At 73.5% G+C, this 17,902-nt stretch carries 18 protein-coding genes; 11 read left to right on the forward strand and 7 right to left on the reverse strand.

What is annotated here, in order from left to right; genetic code table 11:
- Positions 1-3: 3 nt before the first annotated feature.
- The 3 genes from SJ20_RS11130 to SJ20_RS12250 all read left to right on the forward strand — a co-directional run bounded on the left by SJ20_RS11130 (position 4) and on the right by SJ20_RS12250 (position 4,089).
- Positions 4-1,455, forward strand: a complete 1,452-nt coding sequence (locus tag SJ20_RS11130) for a CCA tRNA nucleotidyltransferase (RefSeq protein ID WP_044659949.1) — start codon at positions 4-6, stop codon at positions 1,453-1,455.
- Positions 1,456-1,507: 52 nt separating this feature from the next.
- Positions 1,508-1,807, forward strand: coding sequence for a Rho termination factor N-terminal domain-containing protein (locus tag SJ20_RS11135; RefSeq protein WP_002857801.1), 300 nt, complete (start codon positions 1,508-1,510; stop codon positions 1,805-1,807).
- Between the two features lie 143 nt (positions 1,808-1,950).
- Positions 1,951-4,089, forward strand: a complete 2,139-nt coding sequence (locus tag SJ20_RS12250) for an acyltransferase family protein (protein WP_235281303.1) — start codon at positions 1,951-1,953, stop codon at positions 4,087-4,089.
- A 106-nt stretch (positions 4,090-4,195) separates the two neighbouring features.
- Here SJ20_RS12250 and SJ20_RS11150 read toward each other — a convergent pair whose 3' ends face one another.
- Entirely contained in the window at positions 4,196-5,281 is a 1,086-nt protein-coding gene (locus SJ20_RS11150) for an inositol-3-phosphate synthase (protein ID WP_044659951.1), read from the reverse strand.
- Between the two features lie 169 nt (positions 5,282-5,450).
- Here SJ20_RS11150 and SJ20_RS11155 point away from each other — a divergent pair, with 169 nt between their 5' ends.
- The gene (locus tag SJ20_RS11155) at positions 5,451-6,974 is read left to right on the forward strand and encodes a glycosyltransferase family 87 protein (RefSeq protein WP_044659952.1); all 1,524 of its coding nucleotides are present in this window, start codon (positions 5,451-5,453) and stop codon (positions 6,972-6,974) included.
- Here SJ20_RS11155 and SJ20_RS11160 read toward each other — a convergent pair.
- The gene (locus tag SJ20_RS11160; protein WP_230278097.1) at positions 6,965-7,303 is read right to left on the reverse strand and encodes a hypothetical protein; all 339 of its coding nucleotides are present in this window, start codon (positions 7,301-7,303) and stop codon (positions 6,965-6,967) included. The two genes, SJ20_RS11155 and SJ20_RS11160, sit on opposite strands and share 10 nt — an antisense overlap.
- A 106-nt stretch (positions 7,304-7,409) precedes the next feature.
- On the opposite strand from SJ20_RS11160, the gene SJ20_RS11165 reads away from it, so the two are divergent.
- A complete protein-coding gene (locus SJ20_RS11165; RefSeq protein ID WP_044659954.1) occupies positions 7,410-8,897 on the forward strand; it encodes a M18 family aminopeptidase in 1,488 nt (495 codons plus the stop codon).
- A gap of 64 nt (positions 8,898-8,961) precedes the next feature.
- Here the strand turns inward: SJ20_RS11165 and SJ20_RS11170 are convergent, their stop codons facing one another.
- Positions 8,962-9,540, reverse strand: coding sequence for a hypothetical protein (locus SJ20_RS11170; RefSeq protein WP_129867167.1), 579 nt, complete (start codon positions 9,538-9,540; stop codon positions 8,962-8,964).
- A 343-nt stretch (positions 9,541-9,883) separates the two neighbouring features.
- Here SJ20_RS11170 and rpsF point away from each other — a divergent pair, with 343 nt between their 5' ends.
- The 5 genes from rpsF (at position 9,884) to SJ20_RS11195 (ending at position 13,203) form a co-directional block, all read left to right on the forward strand.
- Entirely contained in the window at positions 9,884-10,189 is a 306-nt protein-coding gene (gene rpsF / locus SJ20_RS11175) for a 30S ribosomal protein S6 (RefSeq protein WP_002857790.1), read from the forward strand.
- A gap of 132 nt (positions 10,190-10,321) precedes the next feature.
- Positions 10,322-10,918, forward strand: a complete 597-nt coding sequence (locus SJ20_RS11180; protein ID WP_044659956.1) for a single-stranded DNA-binding protein — start codon at positions 10,322-10,324, stop codon at positions 10,916-10,918.
- 230 nt (positions 10,919-11,148) lie between these two features.
- Positions 11,149-11,388 (forward strand): 30S ribosomal protein S18, encoded by a 240-nt coding sequence (rpsR, locus tag SJ20_RS11185; protein WP_002857788.1) that lies wholly within the window; start codon positions 11,149-11,151, stop codon positions 11,386-11,388.
- A 28-nt stretch (positions 11,389-11,416) separates the two neighbouring features.
- Entirely contained in the window at positions 11,417-11,878 is a 462-nt protein-coding gene (gene rplI, locus SJ20_RS11190; protein WP_002857787.1) for a 50S ribosomal protein L9, read from the forward strand.
- 101 nt (positions 11,879-11,979) lie between these two features.
- Entirely contained in the window at positions 11,980-13,203 is a 1,224-nt protein-coding gene (locus SJ20_RS11195; protein WP_230278185.1) for an MFS transporter, read from the forward strand.
- Positions 13,204-13,243: 40 nt separating this feature from the next.
- Here SJ20_RS11195 and SJ20_RS11200 read toward each other — a convergent pair whose 3' ends face one another.
- Together SJ20_RS11200 and SJ20_RS11205 are read right to left on the reverse strand one after the other, a co-directional pair.
- Positions 13,244-14,359: a succinylglutamate desuccinylase/aspartoacylase family protein gene (locus tag SJ20_RS11200; RefSeq protein ID WP_044659958.1), complete on the reverse strand. Its 1,116-nt coding sequence runs from the start codon at positions 14,357-14,359 to the stop codon at positions 13,244-13,246.
- On the reverse strand, positions 14,356-14,886 hold the full coding sequence (locus SJ20_RS11205; RefSeq protein WP_002857781.1) for an ATP-dependent zinc protease: 531 nt from the start codon (positions 14,884-14,886) through the stop codon (positions 14,356-14,358). Before SJ20_RS11205 ends, SJ20_RS11200 begins: the two co-directional genes overlap by 4 nt.
- A gap of 27 nt (positions 14,887-14,913) precedes the next feature.
- Between SJ20_RS11205 and rimK the strand changes: the two genes are divergently transcribed.
- On the forward strand, positions 14,914-16,149 hold the full coding sequence (rimK, locus tag SJ20_RS11210) for a 30S ribosomal protein S6--L-glutamate ligase (protein WP_044659959.1): 1,236 nt from the start codon (positions 14,914-14,916) through the stop codon (positions 16,147-16,149).
- A 15-nt stretch (positions 16,150-16,164) separates the two neighbouring features.
- On the opposite strand, the gene SJ20_RS11215 is transcribed toward rimK, so the two are convergent.
- Both SJ20_RS11215 and SJ20_RS11220 read right to left on the reverse strand, forming a co-directional pair.
- On the reverse strand, positions 16,165-17,391 hold the full coding sequence (locus tag SJ20_RS11215; protein WP_041102466.1) for an acyl-CoA dehydrogenase family protein: 1,227 nt from the start codon (positions 17,389-17,391) through the stop codon (positions 16,165-16,167).
- Positions 17,392-17,416: 25 nt separating this feature from the next.
- Positions 17,417-17,902 (reverse strand): CoA transferase (locus SJ20_RS11220; protein WP_044659963.1); only part of this gene is annotated, 486 nt, incomplete at its 5' end.

The raw sequence follows: 17,902 nt of genomic DNA on the forward strand, positions 1-17,902 counted from the left end.
ATCATGGATCTGACCACCACCACCCACGCGCTGCCCCCCGGCTTCCCCGCGGACGCCACCCTGCCCGCCGTCGTCGTGGAGCTGGGGCGGAGGTTCGAGGCCGCCGGCCACGAGCTCTCCCTGGTGGGCGGCCCGGTCCGCGACCTCTTCCTGGGACGGTCGTCGCCGGACCTGGACTTCACCACGGACGCCGACCCGGACGCGTCCGAGGCCGTCGGCGCCGGCTGGGCGGACGCCACGTGGGACGTGGGACGGCGGTTCGGGACCATCGGCTTCCGCAAGGCCGGCTGGCAGCTCGAGGTCACCACCTACCGGGCCGAGCAGTACGACCCGGCCAGCCGCAAGCCGCAGGTGGCCTTCGGCGACAGCCTCGAGGACGACCTGCTGCGCCGCGACTTCACCGTCAACGCCATGGCCCTGCGCCTGCCCGCCCTCGAGCTCGTGGACCCCTTCGGCGGCATGCGGGACCTGCACGCCGGCGTGCTGCGCACCCCCGGCACCCCTGAGGACTCCTTCTCCGACGACCCGCTGCGCATGATGCGCGCCGCCCGCTTCGCCTCCCAGCTCGGCTTCGCCGTGGCCCCCGAGGTGGAGCAGGCCATGACCGCGATGGCCGAGCGGATCACGATCATCTCCGCCGAACGCGTCCGCGAGGAGCTCGTCAAGCTCGTGTGCGGTGCGCACCCGCGCGCCGGCCTCGACCTGCTCGTGCGCACCGGCCTGGCCGACCACGTCCTGCCCGAGCTGCCCGCCCTGCAGCTCGAGTCGGACGAGCACCACCGCCACAAGGACGTCTACGCCCACTCCCTGACCGTGCTGGAGCAGGCCATGGAGCTGGAGGGCGAGTACGCGCCGTCGACCCCCGACCCCGTGCTGCGCCTGGCGGCGCTGCTGCACGACGTCGGCAAGCCGGCCACGCGTCGCTTCGAGAAGGGCGGGGCCGTCACCTTCCGGCACCACGAGACCGTGGGCGCCAAGCTCGTCCGCAAGCGGCTGCGCGCCCTGAAGTTCGACAACGACACGATCAAGGCGGTGGCCCGCCTGGTGGAGCTGCACATGCGGTTCTACGGCTACGGCGACGCCGGCTGGACCGACTCCGCCGTCCGCCGGTACGCCCACGACGCCGGCGACCTGCTGCCCCGCCTGCACGCGCTGACCCGCTCGGACGTGACCACCCGCAACCGGCGCAAGGCCGAGCGGCTGGCCCACGCGTACGACGACCTCGAGCGGCGCATCGCCGAGATCGCCGAGGCCGAGGAGCTCGCGGCTGTGCGGCCGGACCTGGACGGGCAGCAGATCATGGCGCTGCTGGGGATCCGCCCGGGCCCGGTGGTGGGCCGGGCGTACACCCACCTGCTCGAGTGGCGCCTGGACGAGGGGCCGCACGAGCCGGCCGAGGCCGAGGCGGAGCTGCGGCGCTGGTGGGCCGAGCAGCCGGAGGCCCAGCAGGACTGAGGCGGCGCGGCGGACCTTCCACCCGTCGTCGGGCCGGGACCACACTGGCCGCATGGCTGAGAAGAAGACCGAGAAGAACGGCGCCCCCATGGGCCCCGGCACCTCCAACATCAAGGACCCCGAGGTCTACGAGGCGCTGCGCCGCGAGGGCGCGAGCGAGGAGAAGGCCGCGCGGATCGCCAACGCCTCCGCCCGGGACGGCCGGGACGAGGTCGCCGAGCGCGGCGGCGAGGCCGGCTCCTACGAGGACTGGACCAAGGACGAGCTCGCGAAGCGGGCCCGCGAGCTCGACATCGAGGGCCGCTCCACGATGACCAAGGACGAGCTCATCGAGGCGCTGCGGAACCACTGACCGGCGCCCGCCCCCCGCTTCCGGGGCGGAAACCGGTGCTTTGGGAGCGGAATACCGCCGGAAGCCGCCCCCAACCCGGTGGGGCGGGCGGGGATAGCCGGAGGCTTTGGCCCATCCAGGTCCGGATGGGATGATCGACCGCTGTGAGTTCCGACCAGCGCACCGCGTCCGTGCCCCGCCATGCCCTGTCGCCCGAGGACGGCGTGCCCGCCGTCAAGGTCGGCACTCGGGTCAGTCGCGGCCCCGGCCGGGTGACCGCCCTCGACGGGCTGCGGGGGATCGCGGTGCTCGCCGTGCTCGTCTTCCACGCCTGGCCCACCTTCCTGCGCGGCGGGTTCGTGGGCGTGGACATGTTCTTCGTGCTCTCCGGCTTCCTCATCACCACCGGCCTGGTCCGCGGTGTGGACGCGGGCCGGGGCGTGGCGCTGGGCACCTTCTGGATGAAGCGCGTCCGACGCCTCATCCCGGCCATGCTGATGGCGCTCGTGGGCACCACCGCGCTCGCGTGGCTGGCGGTGGACGAGTTCCCCGCGGGCCTGGGCCGCCAATGGTTCGGCGCCCTGACCTACACCAGCAACTGGGTGATGATCCTCGAGGGCGGGGACTACTTCAACCGCGCCTCGCCGCCCCTGTTCGAGCACCTGTGGTCCCTGGCGATCGAGGAGCAGTTCTACATCCTCTGGCCCCTGCTCCTCTGGGGGCTGCTCCTGCTCACCTGGCCGCCGCGCAGCACGGTGAACTCGGGGCGGGTGGCGGACCGCCGTCGCATCCTGGTGGTCGCGGTCATGGCCGTGGCCTCCGCGGCGTGGATGGCCTGGGGCTCGTGGCACGGGTTCGAGCAGGCCCGCCTCTACTTCGGCACGGACACCCACGCCTTCGGCCTGCTGTTCGGCGCGTGCGTGGCGATCGGCCTGGCCCATGTGCCCCGGCCCGAGCACGGCGGCCCCGAGCCGCGGACCTCGGCCACGCGGGTGGCCGTCGCGTGGGGCGCCGTCGCGGTGCTCGCGGCGGGATTCGCCCTGGTCGACGGCGGCCACGCGAGCACGTACCGCGGGGTGCTGGCGGGCCTGTCCGCCGTCGTCGCGTTCATCGTCTGGCACGTGGTGCAGGGCGACCGGCGCGACTCGCTCTCTCGCGCGCTGGGCAACGGGTTCCTGCGCTGGTGGGGGCGCCGCTCCTACGCCGCGTACCTGTGGCACTGGCCGCTGCTCGTGATCATGCGCGTGATGGTGCCCGTGGACGCCCCCGGGTGGGTCGAGCCCGTGGCCGCCGGCGCGATCCTGCTGCTGACCGCCCTGATCGCCGACCTGAGCACCCGGCTGATCGAGGAGCCCATCCTCCACGAGGGGTTCAGGGGTGCCTTCGGTCGCTGGGGCGCAGCCGCTCGGCGGGCGTTCACGGGCGGGGCCGGGCCGATCGGCCGGCTCGCGGCCGCCGCCACGGCGCTGGGGCTCGTGGCCGTCCCCGCGGCGGCCGTGGCCGCCGTGGTGCACTCGCCCGCGCAGACCCAGCTCGAGCAGGACATCGCCCAGGCGGAGGAGTCCCTCAAGGCCGCCCAGGCGGCCCAGCAGGCGGCCCGCGAGTCCCGGGCGGCGGAGCAGTCGAAGCGGGCCGAGGCATCGGCCTCGGCCTCGCCCGGCTCGGCCGCCCCCGGGGACGCGGAGGGCTCCGCCGGTGCGACGCCCTCGCCCGGGTCGTCCGCCGAGCCGTCCGGGCTCGGGCTCGGCGACCCGGCCGTCACGCGCCCCACGTACTCCAAGGAGCAGCTCACCGCGGCCCTGCCGCCGTCCGAGCTCGGCCCGGACGTCACCCTGATCGGCGACTCCGTCTCGCTCTCGGCCGCGCCCACGCTCCTGGAGCAGCTGCCGGGGATGCTGCTCGAGGCGGAGGTGGGCTACCAGATCTGGGACGCCGCGGACGAGATCGAGAAGCTCAAGGCGGACGGCCAGCTGAGCGACGTCGTCGTGGTGGCCCTGGGCGCCAACGGCACCACCCACCGGGGCGACTGGGAGAAGATCCTGGCGGCCGTCGGCGAGGACCGGCTGCTCGTGCTCGTGGTGCCGCACGGCCCGATGGACTGGATCGCGGACGTGCAGGTGCAGATGGAGGCGCAGGCCAAGGCCCACCCGGACCGGATCGTCCTGGCGGACTGGGACGCCGCGGCGAAGCAGCACGTCACGGACTTCTCCGCCGACGGCGTGCACCCCCGCGCCGACGGCCAGGCCATGTACGCCCAGCTCGTCCGGCTCACCATCGAGGACCGGCTCGGCACACGGCGCTGAGCGCGGTGGCCGGGGCGGCATGCGCCCCCACGACGACGCCGGCCCGTCACCTCCACGGGGAAGGTGACGGGCCGGCGTCGTGCGCGGTCCGCGGGGACCGGGCGGGTCAGCGCTCGATGTCGCCGCGGATGAAGGCCTCCACGAGCTCGTGCGCCGCGTCGTCGTTGTGCTGCACGGGCGGGGACTTCATGAAGTAGGACGAGGCCGAGAGGATCGGCCCGCCGATGCCGCGGTCCAGGGCGATCTTCGCGGCGCGCACGGCGTCGATGATCACGCCGGCCGAGTTGGGGGAGTCCCACACCTCGAGCTTGTACTCGAGCGAGACCGGGGCGTCGCCGAAGTTGCGGCCCTCGAGGCGCACGAACGCCCACTTGCGGTCGTCGAGCCAGGCCACGTAGTCGGACGGGCCGATGTGCACGTCCTTCTCGCCCAGCTGCGCGGAGGTGTTGGAGGTGACGGCCTGCGTCTTGGAGATCTTCTTGGACTCCAGGCGCTCGCGCTCGAGCATGTTCTTGAAGTCCATGTTGCCGCCCACGTTGAGCTGGTAGGTGCGGTCCAGGGTGACGCCGCGGTCCTCGAACAGCTTGGCCATCACGCGGTGGGTGATGGTGGCGCCGATCTGGGACTTGATGTCGTCGCCCACGATCGGCACGCCCGCGGCGGTGAACTTCTCGGCCCACTCCGGGGTGCCGGCGATGAACACGGGCAGGGCGTTCACGAACGCGACGCCGGCGTCGATCGCGGCCTGGGCGTAGTGCTCGGTGGCCCGCTGCGAGCCGACGGGCAGGTAGCAGACCAGCACGTCCACCTTCGCGTCGCGGAGGGCCTGGGCCACGTCCACGGGCTCGGCCTCCGACTCCTCGATGGTCTCGGCGTAGTACTTGCCGAGGCCGTCCAGGGTGGGGCCGCGCTGGACGGTGACGTCCGCGTGGGGCACGTCCGCGATCTTGATGGTGTTGTTCTCGGAGGCGGTGATGGCCTCGGACAGGTCGAGGCCGACCTTCTTCGCGTCCACGTCGAACGCGGCCACGAACTCGAGGTCGGACACGTGGTAGTCGCCGAACTGCACGTGCATCAGGCCTGGGACCGTGTCCGTGGCCTTCGCCTCGCGGTAGTACTCCACACCCTGGATGAGGGATGTTGCGCAGTTGCCCACGCCGGCGATGGCGACGCGGATGGGATTGGTGGCCACGGTCTGGTTCTCTCCTCGACTGTCCGGAACGGGTGCGGGCACGCGGAGCGCGCGCAGGGGGCCCACACCGTTCGGCGGGGCGCTCACCCGGGGATCAACCCCGCCAGTCTACGACCGACGACGGCGGCCCCGCCCGTCCGGTGTCCGGGCGGCTTCCTAGGATGGGGGCATGAGACCGGCCCCCGCGCATGCCGCGACCCCCAGCGAGCCGCCCACTCACGCCGCGGACGGCGCCCCGTGCGACGCCGTGGCCGACCCGGGTGCCCCCGCCGGGCGTTCCGCTGACAGCGCACCGTCCGGGACCCTGCCCGCCCCCGGCGAGCGCGGCGGCCGCTTCCAGCTCGCCGGCGGCCTCGCGGCGAACGGCCCCGGACGGGGGACCGGCTCCTGGGCCGGGCCCGCGGCGCTGACGGGGCTGCTGGTGGCTCTGGCCGCCGTCGTGACCGTGCTGCAGAAGTCGCCGTGCCTGCTGCACGGCTGGGGCGCCCCGGACGTCTACTACGCGGGCTGCTACTCGGACTGGGCCGCGCTCTACGGCGGGCGGGGGTTCGCGGCGGACCCGTGGGCGCCGTTCCGGGCGGGCTCCACGTTCGAGTACCCCGTGCTGATGTCCGTCGTGGGCTCGGTGGCGGCCTGGATCACGCAGGCGCTGCCGTTCTCGCCGGAGCAGGGCACGGTGGTGTTCTGGCTCGTGAACCTCGGATTCGTGGTGGTGCTGTGGGCCGTTGTCGCGGTGCTGACCGTCCGGATGGCGGGGCGCCGGTGGACGGACGGGCTCATGGTGGCCGTGGCCCCGGGGATCGTGCTGGCCGGCACCATCAACTGGGACCTGTGGGCCGTGGCCCTGCTGGCGTGCGGCATGTACGCCTGGTCGCGCGGCCGGTCCCTGACGGCGGGGATGCTGTTCGGCCTCGGCGCGGCCATGAAGCTGTATCCGCTGCTGATCCTGGGGCCGCTGCTGATCCTGGCGGTGCGCTCGCGACGGTGGCGGCCCTTCCTGCTCGCGGCCGGGGGCACGGTGGCGGCGTGGGCGGCGGTCAACGTGCCGCTCATGGCCCTGAACTTCCAGGCGTGGTCCGTGTTCTTCACCTTCTCCGGCGAGCGCGGGCCGGGCCTGTCCAGCGTGTGGCACGCATGGGACGTGACCGCCGCGCAGGCCGGGTGGGCGTTCGTGCCGGAGGACTCCCTGACCCTGCTGGCCTACGGCACCTTCGCGGTGTGCTGCCTCGGGATCTTCGTGCTCGGCGTGCGGGTGCGGCACACCCCGCGGCTGGCGCAGCTGACGTTCCTGGTGGTGGCGGCGTTCGTGCTCACCAACAAGGTGTACTCACCGCAGTTCGTGGTCTGGCTGATCCCGCTCCTGGCGCTCGCCCTGCCGCGCTGGCGGGACTTCTGGGTGTGGCAGACGGTGGAGGCGCTGCACTTCTTCGCCGTGTGGATGTACCTGGCCAAGGGGGTGGCCGAGACCCCGCCGCAGCACTCCATGGACGACTCCGTCTACGTGGCCGCGATCCTCGCGCACATGCTTGCGGTGCTGTGGCTGTGCGGGCGCGTCGTGTGGGAGATGCTGCACCCGGCGGAGGACCTCGTGAAGCGCGACCACGGCGGCCACCCGGACACCGACCCGCTCGCCGGCGCGTACGCCGGCCCGGCCCGGGGGCGCTCAGGCCAGCCGGCCGCGGTTCAGGCGTAGTCCCAGCGGTGGATCGGGCAGTCCGGGGACGACGGCGGCGCGGTCGTGCCCGCCTCGGCGGCGCCGCCCTCGCGGGGTGGCGGGCAGACGCACTGCGCCCCGGAGGCGGCCGTGGCCGCCTTCATCTGCTCGCGCCAGATCACGTGGGGGTCGGTGGCCGGGTCCGCGGCCGCGCCGGGGTGCGCCGGACGCGCGGCGCCGTCGTCGTGGGCGTCGTGGGCGGGGGCGCGGGCCGCGTCCCCGTCCCGGGTGAAGCCCAGCCGCACGATGGCCCAGCCGCCCACGGTCCACGCCACCAGGAGGAAGACCCCCACGGCGACGGCGATCATGATGTCCACGGCGGGCTCCTCCTGCGCTGACGGGGCGGGCGATGCGGCGGGCCCGCTTGCGGGCCAGGGTAGTCGGACGGGGTGGTGGGGGCGGTACGGTCGGGGCATGACCCCCGTGACCCGTGACACCGCCGCCGAGCTGCCCGCCCACCTGCGGGACCTGGCCGAGTTCGTGACCGCCTCGCCCTCCAGCTACCACGCCGCGGAGGAGGTCGCACGCCGCCTGGAGGCCGTCGGCTTCACCCGGCTGGACGAGACGGTCGACTTCCCGTCGGCCCCGGGCGGCTATGTGGTGGTGCGCGACGGCGCGGCGGTGGCCTGGATCGTGCCGACGGGCGCCGGGGCGCTGGGCCGGGCCGCGGGCGCTGAGCCGCGCGTGGCCGGGCCGGACGACGCGGGGCCGAGCGCCGGCGTCGTGCCGGTGTTCCGCGTGCTCGGCGCGCACACGGACTCGCCGGGGTTCAAGCTCAAGCCGAACCCGGCCACCGTCACGGCCGACGGCTGGGTGCAGGCCGGTGTCGAGGTGTACGGCGGCCCGCTGCTGAACTCGTGGCTGGACCGCGAGCTGCGGTTCGCCGGGCGTCTCGCCCTCGACGACGGCACGCAGGTGCTCGCCGCGACCGGGCCCGTGGGGCGCATCCCGCAGCTGGCCATCCACCTGGACCGCGAGGTCAACGAGGGGCTGACGCTGAAGCGGCAGCGGCACACGAACCCCGTCGTGGGGGCGCTCGACCCGCGCGGCGAGGGCGCCGGCGCGACCGTGGCCGACGGTCTGGTCGCCCGCGTGCCCGGTGACGTGCTGACCGCGCTCGCGGCCGCCGCCGGCGTGGACCCGGCCGCGGTGCGCGGGCACGACGTCGTGGTGGCCGACGCCCAGGCGCCCGGACTCTTCGGGCTGGCGGGCGAGTTCTTCGCGTCGGGCCGGCTGGACAACCTGAGCTCGGTGCACGCGGGCCTCGTGGCGCTCGAGGAGTTGGCGCGCGAGCACGGCGGCGCCGAGGGGCCGATCGTGTACGAGGGGACCGTCGCGGGCGGGGTGGCCGGTGAGGCGTCCGGCGCCCCGGTGATCCCGCTGCTCGCCGCGTTCGACCACGAGGAGCTGGGGTCGGCGTCGCGGTCCGGGGCGGCCGGTCCGCTGCTCGAGGAGGTCATGGGGCGCGTGCTCGAGGCGCTCGGCGTGGCCGGGCAGGGCCGGGCGCGGGCGATCGCGGGGTCCTGGCTGCTGTCCGCGGACGCCGGCCACCTGGTGCACCCGAACTACGCCGAGCGGCACGATCCCGTGAACCACCCGCGCGTGAACCACGGCCCGCTGCTGAAGATCAACGCCAACCAGCGCTACGCCACCGACGCCGGGGGAGAAGCCGCGTTCGCCCGCTGGTGCGGCGTGGCGGGGGTGCCGTTCCAGGAGTTCGTCTCGAACAACGACGTCCCCTGCGGCTCCACCATCGGCCCGATCTCGGCGACCCGCCTGGGCATCCGGACCGTGGACGTGGGCCTGGGCCTGCTGTCCATGCACTCGGCGCGCGAGATGTGCGGCGTGCGGGATGTGGAGCATCTGACGGCGGCCGTGCGGGAGTTCTTCCGCGGGGTGTGAGGCTGCGCGTGGGGGGCGCCGCGAGCGGCGTGCGCGGGGCTGCGTCAGCCGGCGGAGCCTGGGGTCACAGCTGTCGGTAGGTGCCGACATTGACCAAGGGCGTGCCGTTCACGACGGCACTGCCGCGGCCGTTGACCGACACGCCGGCGAGGGTCGTGCTGCAGTTGCTGTACCACCCGATGATCGGCAGGGTGATGGTGCCTGAGACGGGGGCGGGTACCGGGGTGGAGAGCTTGCTGACGTAGCGGTAGTACTGGATTCCATTGTTGGTGTACAGGACCGGACTGCCGGTCCCGGAGACCTCACGGACGGGGGTGCTCCAGGACGGTGTAGCGCTGCTCGTCCAGGTGAAGGTGGTGGGGTTCTTCCCAGTCTCCATCGCATCCACCATGTCCTTCTGCACCAGGACGGAGGCGGTCACATCCGTCACCGTGGAGCCGGTGCGCACATTGGCGATCCGGTAGTAGGTATTGACGTCGTCCGTGGTGACGCTCAAGCGGGTCGAACCCGAGCCGCAGGCCGACACCGACGCGCCGGGTACGGCTGCTGTGGTGGCGCGGCGGATACTGAACACGCGGTCGATCCGCGGGAGAGGGCTGGCCGCCTCGGCGGGGGCAGCGGCGGCGGCGACGACGGTCGGCACCGCCCACGCGAGGCTGCTGGCGACTCGGCGGCGGGAGGGGACGGACTGGGACGGCTGGGGCGCTGCCGACGTGGACTCTGACATGGATGCTCCGAAACGTGAGAGGGGTGTGACACAGGATGTGTGTCCTCCTTCCAAGGTACGTCGTCGTCGACCGAGGGCAAGCCCCGGCCACCCCACGGCCCCCTAGGGGTGGCACCTCATCTGCGGAGGCGCAGTGCTGGTATTCTTGACGGGATCCCCTGCGTGCCGCCGAAGAGTGCGGATGCATGCGTAAGGGGAGAACGCAGAACCTCCTGCCGCGGAGAGACCGCGGCCGCAAGCCCAGAGGAGGTGGGTTCGCATGCGTGCTTATGAGCTGATGGTGCTGATCGACCCTGAGGTCGACGAGCGCACCGTGGAGCCGACCCTGAAGAAGTACCTCGAGGTCGTCACGAACGCCGGCGGCACCGTCGACAACATCGACGTGTGGGGTCGCCGCAAGACCGCCTACGAGATCCAGAAGAAGTCCGAGGCCATCTACGTGGTCGTCAACTTCCAGTCGGAGCCGGCCGCCACCCAGGAGCTGGACCGTCTGCTGAACCTCAACGAGACGATCCTGCGCACCAAGATCATCCGTCCGGAGGAGCAGAAGATCACCGCTGAGTGATCCTCGTACCGTGTCCGGAGGGTCTGAGAGCATCGGATCAGTCCCCGACGCCCCCACCGGAACCCCGCTGAGCAGTCCCGGATCCCCGGATCCGGTCACTGACCGGCAGAACCCCCGAAGACAGGAGTGACCATGGCAGGCGAGACCGTCATCACCGTGGTCGGCAACCTCACCGCCGACCCGGAGCTGCGCTTCACCCCGAACGGCGCGGCCGTCGCGAACTTCACCGTCGCGTCCACGCCCCGCACGTTCGACCGCCAGACCAACGAGTGGAAGGACGGCGAAGCGCTGTTCCTGCGCTGCTCGGTCTGGCGCGAGGCCGCGGAGAACGTGGCGGAGTCGCTGACCAAGGGCATGCGCGTGATCGTGCAGGGCCGCCTCAGGGCGCGCTCCTACGACGACCGGGACGGCAACCGTCGCACCAGCTGGGAGCTGGACGTGGACGAGGTCGGCCCGGCGCTGCGGTTCGCCACGGCCAAGGTCACCCGCGCCCAGCGCGGCGGCGGCGGCGGTGGCTTCGGCGGCGGCCAGCAGGGGGGCGGCTTCGGCGGCGCCCCGGCCGGCGGCGGCTTCGGGGGGAACAACGACGGCGGCTTCGGCGGCGCCCAGCAGGGCGGCGGCTGGGGCGGCCAGCAGCAGGGCGGCGGCCAGGCCGCACCGCAGGACCCCTGGTCCGGCGGCGGTGGCGGCGGATGGGACACCCCGTCCTCCAACGAGCCCCCGTTCTGATCCTGCACTGACCGGGCGCGGCCCCCGCGGCCGCGACGGACACGGAACACCACGGACCTCTCCGTCCGGGCGCACCTTGCCCGGAGGGCCGCCCCGGCGGCCCATCCCACCCGCGACCCGGCACCGCCGGGCCGCACTGCACACGGCCCCGTGCCCCGCACGGGACGCCGCGTGATCCCATCCCGCAGAACCGTTCTGCGGGCTCCAGAGAACTCTGAAGGAGCACCACGATGGCGAAGGCTGAACTCCGCAAGCCCAAACCGAAGTCCAACCCGCTCAAGGCCGCCAAGATCACCGAGATCGACTACAAGGACGTGGCCCTGCTGCGCAAGTTCATCTCCGACCGCGGGAAGATCCGTGCCCGTCGCGTGACCGGCGTGACCGTCCAGGAGCAGCGCAAGATCGCCCAGGCCGTCAAGAACGCCCGCGAGGTGGCCCTGCTGCCCTACGCCGGCGCCGGCCGCGGCTGATCGAGCGAGCGAAGGAAGGAACACCCAGATGGCAAAGCTCATCCTGACCCAGGAAGTGGCCGGTCTCGGCACCTCCGGTGACGTGGTCGAGGTCAAGAACGGGTACGCCCGCAACTACCTGCTCCCGCGCGGTTTCGCCACCGTGTGGACCAAGGGCGGGGAGAAGCAGGTCGAGTCCCTGCAGAAGGCCCGCGCGGCCCGCGCGGTGGCGAACCTGGAGGACGCGCAGGCCCAGGCCGCGCAGCTCCAGTCCGCCACCGTGAAGCTCGAGCGCACCGCCGGTGCGGAGGGTCGCCTGTTCGGCGCCGTCCAGACCGCCGACGTCGCCGAGGCGATCGAGGCCGCCGGCCTCGGCTCCGTGGACAAGCGCTCGATCACCCTGCCGGCGCACATCAAGTCCGTGGGCAACCACGAGGCCCAGGTCCGCCTGCACGAGGACGTCATCGCGACCGTCCAGCTGCAGGTCGTGGCCGCCAAGGCCAAGAAGTGATCAACCGCTTCTGAACCCGTCGCGCACGCGACGCACCCGAGGCCCCGGTCTGCTCTTCACGAGCGGGCCGGGGCCTCGTGCCGTGGGGGAACATGGAGGTCATGCCCTCCGCCCCACCGTCCTCCGACCCCGCCGGCTCGACGGCGGCCCCGCGCCCGCCGCTGTGGACGCGCCCGTTCATCCTCGTCAGCGCCACCTACCTGTTCGTGGCGATGATCTTCTACACGCTCATGACCGCCATGGCGCTCTACGCCGTCACGTCCTTCGGCGCGTCGGACGCGGAGGCCGGCGTCGTGGTGGGGGCGTTCGTGCTGGGCGCGGTCCTCACCCGCATGACGACGACGCCCGCCACCTTCGCGTGGGGGCGGCGGCGGGTCCTGCTCGTCGCCTTGGCCTGCTACGTCCTCACGACGGCGGCGTACTTGTGGGCGGACTCCCTGGCCGCACTGACCGTGGTACGGCTGCTCAACGGCATGTGCTTCGGCGCGGCCGGCACCGTGCTGGCCACGGCCGTGCAGCGGATCGTCCCGCCCGTGCGCCGCTCCGAGGGCACCGGCTGGTTCTCCACGTCCATGACGCTCGCGGGCGCCGTCGGGCCGATGGTGGCCCTGCAGCTGAGCACGGCCCTCGGCTACGACGCCCTGTTCCGGGCGTGCATCGGCTTCACGGGCATGGCCCTGCTGATCGCCCTGTTCCTGCGCGTGCCCGAGCCGCCGCTGACGGGCCGGTTCCGGCTGCACCGGGCGGACGTGTTCTCCGCGGAGGTGGCGCCGGCGGCGGGCGTGGCCCTGGCCTCCGGGTTCATGTACGGCGGCATCCTCGCGTTCATGGCCACGTTCGCGCAGCAGCAGGGCTACCCGGCGATGGTGCCGAGCCTGTTCTTCCTGCTCTTCGCCGCGGGCACCATCGTGGGCCGCGCCGTCCTGGGCGTGCTGCACGACCGGCACGGGGACAACGCCGTCGCCTACCCGATCCTCGCGGGCATGGCCGTCTCCTACGCGGTGCTGGCGCTGTGGCGGGAGCCGGCGGGCATGCTCGTGGCCGGCGCTCTGCTGGGGCTGACCTACGGGCCGGTGGTGAGCGTGTTCCAGACGATCGCGATCAAGGTGGTCCGGCCCACCGAGATCGGCGTCGCCACGGGCACGTTCTTCCTGCTCCTGGACCTCGGCACCGGCCTCGGCCCCATGGTGCTCGGCGCGGTGGCGGCCGCCGTCGGGATCCCGGTGATGTACCTGCTCTCCGGCGGGGTCGGGGTAGCGCTGCTGCTCTACTACCGGCTCGTGCACGGCGGCCGGGCCATCGCCCGGCGCCCGTCCCCGGCCTGAGCCGGGCGGCTCCGGCGCGCGGACGGCGCCCCGCCGCTGCTCATGCGTCCCATCCCCCGATGTGCACGAGGGCGTCGCCGCGGTGCACCAGGGGTGCCTCGGTGCGGCCGATGACCACGCCGGTCAGCTCGGCCTTCACGTGCGCGAGGCGGCGGCCGAACGAGTTGTAGAGCGCGCCGATCCGGTCCCCGGCGCTCACGCGTTCGCCGAGGGAGACGTCCAGGTGCACGAGGCCGTCCGCGCGGGCGCGCACCCACGTGGACTGCCACACCAGGTACGGGGCGTCCTGCTCGCCGTCGACGACGTCGGGGTGCACGGCGGCGGTGTCCTCGCCGGTGGCGTCGGTCGCCTCGGGCACGTCCGTGGTCCGCTCCTCGGGGACCTCACCGGGCAGCGGACCGGGGGCGTCGACGACGGCGTCCGGCCCGGGCTCGGTGAGCCCGACGTCCGCGGGATCCACCATGTCCAGGGCCGCGAGCACGCGCAGGACCCCGTCCACGCCGGGGGCGATCGCGTACTCGTCGAACCGCCAGGCCTCGCCGGCCTCGTAGAGCAGCACGCGCGCGCCGGTCTCGCGGGCCGCGGCGCGCAGGGAGCCGTCCCGCAGGCGGGCGTGGAAGAGCACGGGCGCGCCGAACGCCTCGGCGAGCGCGCGGGTCTGGGGGTCCTCCAGGTCGCAGCGGATCTGCGGCAGGTTGGAGCGGCGGTCCGCGCCGGTGTGCAGGTCGATGCCCACGGTGCAGCGGCCGATCACCTCGGTCATCATCAGGTGCGCGATGCGCGAGGCCAGGGAGCCCCGGGCGGAGCCGGGGAAGGAGCGGTTCAGGTCGCGGCGGTCCGGCAGGTAGCGGTCCCCGGCCATGACGCCGAGCACGTTGACGATGGGCACGGCCAGCAGGGTGCCGCGCAGGTTTCTGGGCTGCAGGCGCTCCAGGACGCGGCGGACGATCTCGACGCCGGCCACCTCGTCCCCGTGGATCGCGGCGGAGACCCACACGGTGGGCCCGTCCTCGCGGCCGTGGAGCACGTGCACGGGCAGGGTGACGTCCGCGCCGGTGACGAGCTGGGAGATCGGCAGGGACAGCTCGTGGCGGCGGCCGGCCGGGATCTCGACCCCGCCGAACGCGAAGGGGGCGCGGGCGGGGCGAGGGCTCACGCGCGTCCCCGGTTCCGGCGGCGCACGCCGCGCGGAGGCTGCCCGCCCACGTACGAGGCGGCGGGGTCCACGAGGAGGCCGCCGGCGGCCAGCGCGGTGCGCCCCACGAGCATGCGGAAGCCCATCTCGTCGCGGTGGGTCAGGGTCACCTCCGCCTCGATCGTGCGGCCGGCCAGGGTCAGCGGCATCACGACGACGACGCGCTCCTGCGCCTCGCCGTTCGAGGAGCGGACCGTCCGCAGGTCGGCCACCGGCAGCTCGGCCGTCCGCGCGTCCGCGGCCGAGGTCTGCCACGGGTGCACCTCGAACCGGACCCAGGCGGCGCCGTCGCGGGTGAACCGCTCGATGCCGAAGGCGTGGAGCGCCGAGGTGCGGGCGCCGGTGTCGATCTTGGCCTTGATCCAGGGGGTGTGGGCGGTGGGCAGGCCGACCCATTCGCGCCAGCCCACCAGCCCCGGGCGAGCGGCGCCGTCGTCGGTGGGGGGCACGCCGTGGGGGGCCGGGGCCGTGTGCTTAGATTCAGACACGCCCCTCATCCTCCCAGGAAAGCGGTCATGAAGCTCGCCATCCTCTCCCGTTCCCTGCGCGCCTACTCGACGCAGCGCCTCAAGACCGCGGCGCTCGAGCGCGGCCACCAGGTGAAGGTCCTGGACACCCTGCGCTTCGGCATCGACCTCAGCTCGGACGAGCCCGATCTGATGTTCCGCGGCCGCCCCCTCTCCGGCTACGACGCCGTGCTGCCGCGCATCGGCAACTCGGTGACCTACTTCGGCACCGCCGTGGTGCGCCAGTTCGAGCAGATGGACGTCTACACGCCCAACACGGCCGCCGGGATCATGAACTCGCGGGACAAGCTGCGGGCCACCCAGATCCTCTCCCGCCACGAGATCGACATGCCCGCCACCGTGTTCGTGCGCAACCGCGGCGAGGTCTCCACGGCGATCGACATGGTGGGCGGGGCGCCCGTGGTGATCAAGCTGCTCGAGGGCACCCAGGGCATCGGCGTGATCCTGGCGCCGACCAAGAAGGTGGCCGAGGCGATCATCGAGACGCTGCACGGCACCAACCAGCAGGTGCTCATCCAGCGGTTCGTGGAGGAGTCCAAGGGCACGGACATCCGCGCGCTCGTGGTGGGGGACCGCGTGGTGGCCGCGATGCGCCGCCGGGCCCAGGGGGACGAGTTCCGCTCCAACGTGCACCGCGGCGGCACCGTGGAGCGCGTCGAGCTCTCGCCCGAGTACGCGGAGACCGCCGTGCGGGCGGCCCACATCATGGGCCTGCGCGTGGCCGGGGTGGACATGCTCGAGGGCGAGCACGGTCCGCTGGTCGTGGAGGTGAACTCCTCGCCGGGGCTGCAGGGCATCGAGGCCGCCACGGACCTGGACGTGGCCGGCGCGATCATCGACTACGTGGCGGACCAGGCCGGCTTCCCGGACATCGACGTGCGCCAGCGCCTGGCCGTGTCCACCGGGTACGGGGTCGGTGAGATCACCGTGCACGCCGGCTCCGGCTGGGTGGGCCAGTCCATCGAGGACTCCGGGCTGCTCGCGAAGGACCTGCAGGTGCTCACCCTGCACCGCGGCACCTCCGTGTTCCCCAACCCCGCGGACACCAAGGTCCTCGAGGAGGGCGACCGGCTGCTCTGCTTCGGCAAGACCGAGAACATGCGCGCCCTCATCCCCGCCCGCGCCCGCCGCCCCAAGCGCGTGCGGAAGCTGCCGGCCACCCCGATCCTCGCCTCCGTCGCCGAGGAGGCCCCGGCGCCCGAGGCGCCCGCCGACGACGCCTGAGCCCGGGCGCGGGGCTCAGCGGGCCGGGGCGAACGCGCCGATGCCCGTGAGGTGCCGGCCGAGCGTCAGCTGGTGGACCTCGTCCGTGCCCTCGTAGGTGCGCACGGACTCGAGGTTGTTCGCGTGCCGCAGCGGCGAGTGCTCCAGGGTGATGCCGTTGCCGCCGAGCATCTCGCGGGCCTCCCGGGCGATGCCGATGGCCACGCGGCAGTTGTCCAGCTTGCCCGCCGAGATCATGGCGGGGGTGAGCGGGCCGGCGTCCTTGGCGCGGCCGATCTGGTGCGCCAGCAGGTAGCCCTTGCCGATGGCCACGGCCATGTCCGCGAGCTTGGCCTGCGTCAGCTGGTGGGAGGCCAGCGGCACCCCGAACTGCTGCCGCTGCATCGCGTAGTCGAGGACGGCGTCGAAGGAGTCGCGGGCCGCACCCATCGCACCCCAGATGATCCCGTAGCGGGCCTCGTTGAGGCACTGGAAGGGGCCCTTGAGCCCGACGGCGGAGTCGGCCGGCAGCATCGCGGAGGCGGGCAGGCGCACGCCGTCGAGGTGGATCTCGCACTGCACCGACGCCCGCATGGACAGCTTCTGGGTGATCGCCTCCGCGCGGAATCCGGGAGTGTCCGTGGGGACCACGAAGCCGCGCACCCCGCGCCCGTCGCCGGGCTCGCCGGTCTGCGCCCAGATGATCGCGACGTCGGCCAGGGTGGCCAGCCCGATCCACCGCTTGACCCCGTCGAGCACCCAGTCGCCGCCGGGCTCCTGGCGGGCCGTCGTCGTCATGGAGGCCGGGTCCGAGCCGGCGCCCGGCTCGGTGAGGCCGAAGCAGCCGACCGCCTCGCCGGCGGTCATGCGCGGCAGCCACTGCGCCTTCTGCTCCTCGGAGCCGTGCTTGTGGATCGCGCCCATCGCGAGCGAGCCCTGTACGGAGACGAAGGTGCGCAGGCCGGAGTCGCCGGCCTCGAGCTCCTGCGCGGCGAGGCCGTACTCCACCGCCGAGCGGCCGGGCATGCCGTGGCCCTCGTAGGGCATGCCGAGCACGCCGAGACGGCCCAGCTCGGGGACGATCTCGCGGGGGAACACGGCGTCGTCGTACCAGCGGGCGATGTGCGGGCGGATGTGCTCGTCCACGAAGCCGCGCACCTTCAGTGCGACGGCCTTCTCCTCGGCGGAGAACAGGGAGTCCAGGCCGACGACGTCGGCGCGGCCGAGGAACGAGTCGGCCTCGGTGTGGAACGGGGTGGTCATGGTGGGGGTCCTCTCTGCGGGGTGGTCAGCGGGCGTCGAGCCAGGTGTTGACGGCCGCCGTGTCCGCGCCGAGCGCGGGCGGCGCGTGGCGCGGGTGCGCGACGGGCGGGTCCCACTGCACCGGGTGGCGGAACTGCCGGCCGGCCGGGGCGCCGGAGCGGTCCTGGACCTCGACGGTCGGCTCGAGGCCGAGGGACTCGGCCAGTTCGACGCCCTCGGCGACGGTGGACACGAGGCCGACCGGGAGCCGCTCGGCCTGCAGCACGTCCCGCCAGTGGGCGGCCGTCTCGGCCGAGAGCGCGTCCTCCAGGGCGGTGCGCAGCTCCTCGCGGTGCTCGACCCGGTCCGTGTTCGTGGTGAAGCGCGGGTCCTGGGCGAGCTCGGGGACGCCGAGGGCCGCGGCGAAGGTGCGGAACTGCGCGTCATTGCCGATGGCGACGGCGAGCGGCGCGTCCCGGCACGCCAGCAGCTGATAGGGGGCGATCGAGGGGTGGTCGTTGCCCATCCGCCG

Origin of the sequence: Micrococcus sp. MS-ASIII-49 (assembly GCF_000946635.1) — a bacterium.
GTDB classification, from domain to species: Bacteria; Actinomycetota; Actinomycetes; order Actinomycetales; family Micrococcaceae; genus Micrococcus; species Micrococcus luteus.